Source organism: Andreprevotia chitinilytica DSM 18519 (assembly GCF_000711875.1).
GTDB classification, from domain to species: Bacteria; Pseudomonadota; Gammaproteobacteria; order Burkholderiales; family Chitinibacteraceae; genus Andreprevotia; species Andreprevotia chitinilytica.
This window is the reverse complement of record NZ_JONM01000053.1, coordinates 1-5,950: the sequence shown is the minus strand read 5'-3', so window position 1 is coordinate 5,950 and position 5,950 is coordinate 1. Positions and strand designations below refer to the sequence as shown.

The window sequence follows — 5,950 nt, the reverse complement described above, 5'->3', positions numbered from 1 at the left end:
CGTTGCTGTTGCTGAATGCGCCCGCATTGAGGTTGGCATCGTGGCTGGCGTAGATCAGGCCGTTGATGTTGTTCAGGGCGGGGGTGGTGATGGTGAGCGTACCGCTGCCACCACTGCCGGCAGCAATCGTGCCTTGGTTGTTGAGCTGGCTGCTGGCGGTGAGGCTGGCATTGCCACCGGCCGCCAGTTGCGCGCCGCTGCTGTTGTTGAGCGTGGCAGCGGTGGCGGTCAGGTCATGACTGACGACGAGGGTGTTGTTGTTGGTGAGCGTGGTGCCGGCATTGAGCGTGGCGTTGCCGTTCACCAGCGAGGCGCTGACGGCATCGTTGTTGAGGGTGAGGCTGTTGGTGGCGGTGGCATTGAGGTTGCCGGCGATGTTGAGCAGGCCGGCGCTGATGTCCGCCCCGCGCAAGGTGGCATCGCCACGCGTGCCGAGGGTGCCGACATTGAGCGTGCCGGCGGCGGTGAGGTTCACCGGGCCGGTGGCGCTGAGCAGGCCGTTGTTTTGCAAGGTGCCGACGGTGCTGTTCAGCGCTTGGCCGACGACGAGGGCGTTGTTGTTGGTGAGCGTGCCGCCGGCGTTGAGCGTGGCGGTGCCGTTGACGACCGAGCTGGTCGCCGGGTCGTTGTTGAGGGTGAGGCCGTTGGTGGCGGTGGCATTCAGGTTGCCGCCGACGTTGAGCTGGCCGGTGCTGATGTTGCTGCCACTGAGGGTGGCGTTGCCGCTGGTGGCGAGCAGGCCGGCGTTCACGTTGTTGCCGGCCGCCAGAGTAAGGCCGGTCTTGCCGTACACGCTGTCGTTGGCGGTGAGGTTGCCGTGGTTGGCGGTGAGGCTGGTCTGGCCGGTTACGCTGCCGACGGCGGCTTGTGTGGTGAGGTTGTTGCCAGCGGAGACATTCAAATCACCCGCGCTGCCGACGATGCCGGTGAGGTTGACGTTGCCGGTGCCGGTGATGCGGGTTGCGCCGGTGGTGGTGGCTGTCTGGCCGAGGATGATGTTTTGGCCGGAAACGGTCAGGTCGCCGACGCTGTGGGTTGCGCCGGTCAGGTTTACATCGTTGCCGGCACTGAGTGCGGTGGTGGTCTGGCTATCCAGGCTGCCGCTGCCCTTGAGGGTTTGCGCGGCGGCGAGGGTGATGGCGTTCGCGCCGGTGGCGGCGTTGTTGATCACATCGGTCTGCGTGCTGCGGGCAGCGAGATTGCCGTTGGCTTGCAGGCTGCCGTTCAGGACGACGCTGCCAGCTTGCAGATCGAGGTTGCCATTGGCGGTATTGGCACCTGACAAGGTGATGTTGCTGCCGGCGCGCAGGGTGGCGGTATCGCTGGAGGTCTGGCCGGCGGCCACGTGTTGCGCCAGCTGGGTGGTGCCCGCCAGCGTGAGGTTGTTGCCTGCGGTGGCGGTGAGGTTGCCGCCGGTGCTCAGGCCAACCTGACTGCTCAGGTCGCCATGCGTGGCGGTCAGGCTGGCGTTGCCGCCAATGCCGGCGAGGTTGCCGAGCGTGAGCGATTGGCCGGCGGTGATGCTGGCGTCTTGCGCGGCGAACAACAGCCCTTGGGTGGCGAAGTTCGTCCCGGCGCTGGCAGTGATGCCGTTGCTGAATACATAGACATCGCCGGTATGCAGGATGCTCTGGCCAGCGGTTTCATTGAGGCTGGCGGCCTGCACCACGGCCGTCTGCAGATTGCCCCCGGCATTCAACACGGCTGCGCCGGTGTTGGTCTTGCCGAATATGGTCAGGTTGTTGCCGGCTTGCGCGGTCACGTTGCTGGCAGCAAGGCCACCTTGGGCGGTGAGGTTGCCTTGGCTGGCGGTCAGCTGCAGCGCGTTGCTGGCGTTTACATCGCCGCCGAGGGCGAGGTTGTTGCGGGCGGTGAGCGTGGCAGCGCCGCCGGTGGTGAGGGTGTTGCCGAGGCTAATGTTGCCGGCAGTGGATTGCAGCGTGACATCGCCAGCGGCATTGAGCGCGCCGCCGACATTCACATCGCTTGCGCCGCGCAAGGTGGCGGTGCCGCCGGTGGCGAGCTGGCCGCTGATCAGCACGCCGCTATTTTGGCTGGTGATAGCCGTATTGCCGTTGGCGGCGAGGTTGCCGGCCACGGTGACTTGGTTGGCAGCTTGCAGGGTGGCGGTCTTGGCCGCCAGCACATTGCCGCCGACGCTGAGTGCGCCGGTCTGGCTGGTGAGCTGGGTAACGCCGCCAATCGCGACGGTCTGGCCGATGCGCACGTCGCCGGTGCCAATGAGGGTGCCGTTGCCGTCGACGGTGATGTTGCCGCCGGTGTTCGCAGAAGCGACGTTGGCAGTGAAGTTGCCGTGGCTGGCGAGGTCGCCATTGCCGGTCAACGCGCCGCGCGCGGTGAGGCTGAAATCCTGCACCGTGGTGACGGCTTGTTGCAGCGCCACGTTGTTGGCGCTGAGCTGAATGGTGTTGGCGGTGATCGCGCCGTTGCTGGTGAGGTTGCCATTGCCGTTCGCCGTGGCGGTCAGCAGCCCTTGCACTTGCGTCTTGCCGCCGAGGGTGAGGTCAGCGCCGGACGTCAGCGTGGCGTTGCCGGCCACGGTGCTAGTGCCCAGGCCGAGCGCGTTGCTCGCTTGGGCGGTGAGGTTGCCACCGCTGATGAGCGATCCGGTCAGGGCGATGCTTTGGGCGTTGAGGGTGACATCTTGCGCAGCTGCCAGTTGGCCTGCGCCGTTGAGCGTTTGCGCGGCGGTGATGCGGGTGCTGCCGTTGGCGGCGGTCGAACCGTCGATGCGGACGTTGCCAGCAGTCGATTGCAGTACGAGGTTGCCACCCGTGCCGGCCTGGCCTTGCAGGGTGAGATCGTTGCCGGCTGTGAGGGTGACGTCTTGCAGTGCGGCGACGCTGCCGGTGTTCGCTACGGTGAGCACTTGGCCAGCGGTGAGGTTGAGGGTCTGGTTGGCGGCGAGAACACCACCGACGTTGGTATTGCCGACCGATTGGCCGCTGAGTGCGCCAGCGGTTTGCACCGTGCCGTTCAGGGCGAGGTCGTGCGCTTGCAGCGAGACGTTGCCATTGGCTTGCAGCGTGCCGGTTTGGGTGAGCGTGGTCGCGGCCGTGGCTTGGGTCTGGCCGGTGGCGCCGACCGTGCCTTGCAGCGTAACTGCGCCGTGGTTGGAAGTAACGGCAAGGTCTTTGCCGGCGGCGATGCTGCCGCCGGCCACGCTGTCGCCATCGCCAACCAGGGTGGTGTTGCCGACGCTGGAGAGGCTGCCGCTGGTCTGCACACCGCCGTGCGTCGCGGTCAGGGCGAGATCACTGCCGCTGGCTGCGCCACCGGTAACGATCACCGATTGCCCGGCTGTGGCGGTGAGCTTGCCACCGGCCATGGCTTGGCCGCCGAGTTGGACGTTCGTCCCTGCTTGGGCGGTCAGATCGCCATTGGTGGCGACGCCGCCATCGATCTGGATGCGTTGGCCGGCGTTGAGGTTGAGGGCGGTATTCCCTGCGAGGCTACCGGTACTGGCTACGGTCAAGTTGCCTTGGGTAGCCGTCGCATTCACCGTGCCGGCCGCACCAGTTGTGCCAGCGAAAGTGAGGTTCTGCGCGGCGGTGGCGGTGAGGTTGCCGTTGCCGCTCAGGGTGCCGCTATTACTAATACTGCCCGCACTGGAAACGAGCGCGATATCGCCGACGATGCTGCTGTTGCCGGTGATGGTCTGGTCGCCCACGCTGGTCAGCGTCAGTGCGCCGGGGGTTTGCAGGTTGTTAGCGGTGAGCTTGCCGCCGGAAGTGAGCTGGATGCCGGTGCCACCATAGTTGGTGCCGGTCAACGCGGCATCGCTGCCGGATTGGGCCTTGAGCAAACCGCCGGCCTGCACGATGCCGCTTTGGGTCAGGGTCGTCCCGGCGTTAAGCGTGACATTGTTCACCGCGACGACATTGCCGCTGCCAGTGAGCGCACCGCCGCTGGTCAAGCTGAGCGAATCCGCCGAGCTGACATCGCCGTGGGTTAGTGCCTGGGCGCTGGTGAGCGTGACGGCTTGCTGCGCTTGCAACGGGCCGGTGAGGGTGAGGTTGCCTTGGGTGCTAGCGATTTGGGCAGTACCGCTGACGGTTGTCGCGCCAAGCGTGGTGTTGCCGGTGGAGGTGGCGTTCAGGTTGCCTTGTACCGTCAGCGTGCCATTCAAGGCAGTGCTGCCGGTCGTAGCGGTGACATCGCCACCGAGCACGGTCACGTCGCTGCCGCTGTGCCATTGCTGCTGGGTGGTGACATTGAGCGCCCCGCCAAACAGGCCGCCCTGTTGCAGATCGAGCGAGCGGGTACGCACAAGTGCGCGCTGGCCGACGGAGAGGGGGCCGGCGATGGTGGCGTCTTGGCCGCCGATGTTGAGCTGGCCGCCGATTTTGGCGGTGCCGAGGGTGGTGTTGCTGGTGTTGCCCGTTACGGTGTTCAGATTGGCATTGCCGCCGGTCACGACTGTAGCGAGCGCCAGTTGCTGTTGTGTGGTCGCGGTGAGGGTGCTGCCAGCCTGCACTGCACCGGTGAAGGCGGCGGCGTTGGCGGTCAGCTTCACATCTTGCTGGCTGACCAGCGCACCTTGGCCGCTGAGCGTGCCTTGGCTGGCCTGCGCGGTCAGCGTTTGCGCCGAGGCGAGCAGGCCATCGACATGGAGATCACCACTGAGCGAGCTAGCATTGAGCACCGTGCCGGCATTAGCGGTGCCAGACACATCGAGGCGTTTACCTGCGCTGCTATCCAGCTCGCCCACCGAGGTCAGTGTGCCGCTGATGCTGGCATTCCCCTGCGCGATTTGCGAGACCCAGCGGTTGCCGCTCGCCTGTCCGCTGACGACCGTATTGCCGCCGCTATATACACTCAGCGCACCATTCGCTTGCAGCGTGCCGCCGAGCGCGAGGTCGCCCTGTTGCGCCCAGAGCGTGGTATCGCCGCCGGTCAATATCTGCCCGGCGCTGGTAAGATTACGAATGGCGTAGCCAACGAGATTGCCATTCACACCGAGCGCATTCAGCAGGTTAATGTCTTGACCAGCCTGGACGCTCAGATAGGTGCCACCGACTTGCGCTGCGCCGTTCAGATTGATGTCCTGCCCGGCCTTGAGCGTGCCGGTGCCGCCGATGGTGAGCGGACCATTGCTGGTGAGCGTGCCGCTGGTGGCGGTAAGGCTGGTATCGCCCTGCGCGATCACTTGATTGGTGAGCCTGAGGTTGCCACCCGCAGTGGTAGTCAACTTGCCTTGGGTCAGCAATGCACCAAAGGCGGAATCAGCGCCAGACCTCAGCGCCACATCGCCTACCACATAAGTGGTATCGCCCAGCGCCAGCGTGCGGCCCGCGCCGGCGTTGAGTTGGCCGCCAACCTGCAGGCCATTGATAAGCACCTCATCCTGCTGAGCACTCAGCGTGGCGTCGCCCTGCACAATGACCTGGCCTTGGGTGACCAACGATTGGAAGGCAAGGACCTGAGCGCTCTGCCCGACATAGGTCTGCCCGGCGAGGACGACGTTGCCCTGCCCGACGATGTTCAACTGGCCTGCAGTCAGGGTGGCGTTATGGACAGTGATATCGCCACCGCCAATCGGCTGGAGCATCGTACCGAGATGCAGGTTGCCATAGGCCAGTGCCACGCCGAGGTCGATCGCCCGCGCTGCGTCCACACGGACATTGCGGCCGGATTGCACACTGCCGAGGCTGATCGAACCGAGGGCGGACTGCACTTGCACATCGCTGTTGGCAAAGAGGCTGCCACTGCCACTCACGTCGTGCGTGCTACCCACAATGGCGTCGAGCTGTGCAGATGCCGTGCCGTCGATGCGCACTGTGTCGCCGATCAGCACCAGACTACCGTGGCTGCCGGACATGACACTGCCGGTGGATTCGATGCTGGCCTGACCCTTGGTTGCAGCGACGCTTTGGTTAGCAGCGAGGGTGAGTCCATAGGCCGCCTGCACAGAGCCGGCGACGCGCGC

Annotated in this window: 1 protein-coding gene; it reads right to left on the bottom strand. The window is 65.5% G+C overall.

Features of this window, described 5'->3' with window-relative positions; translation table 11 throughout:
* Nucleotides 1-5,950: hypothetical protein (locus BR41_RS24770; protein WP_035061461.1), on the bottom strand; the 5,950-nt coding region annotated here is incomplete at both ends.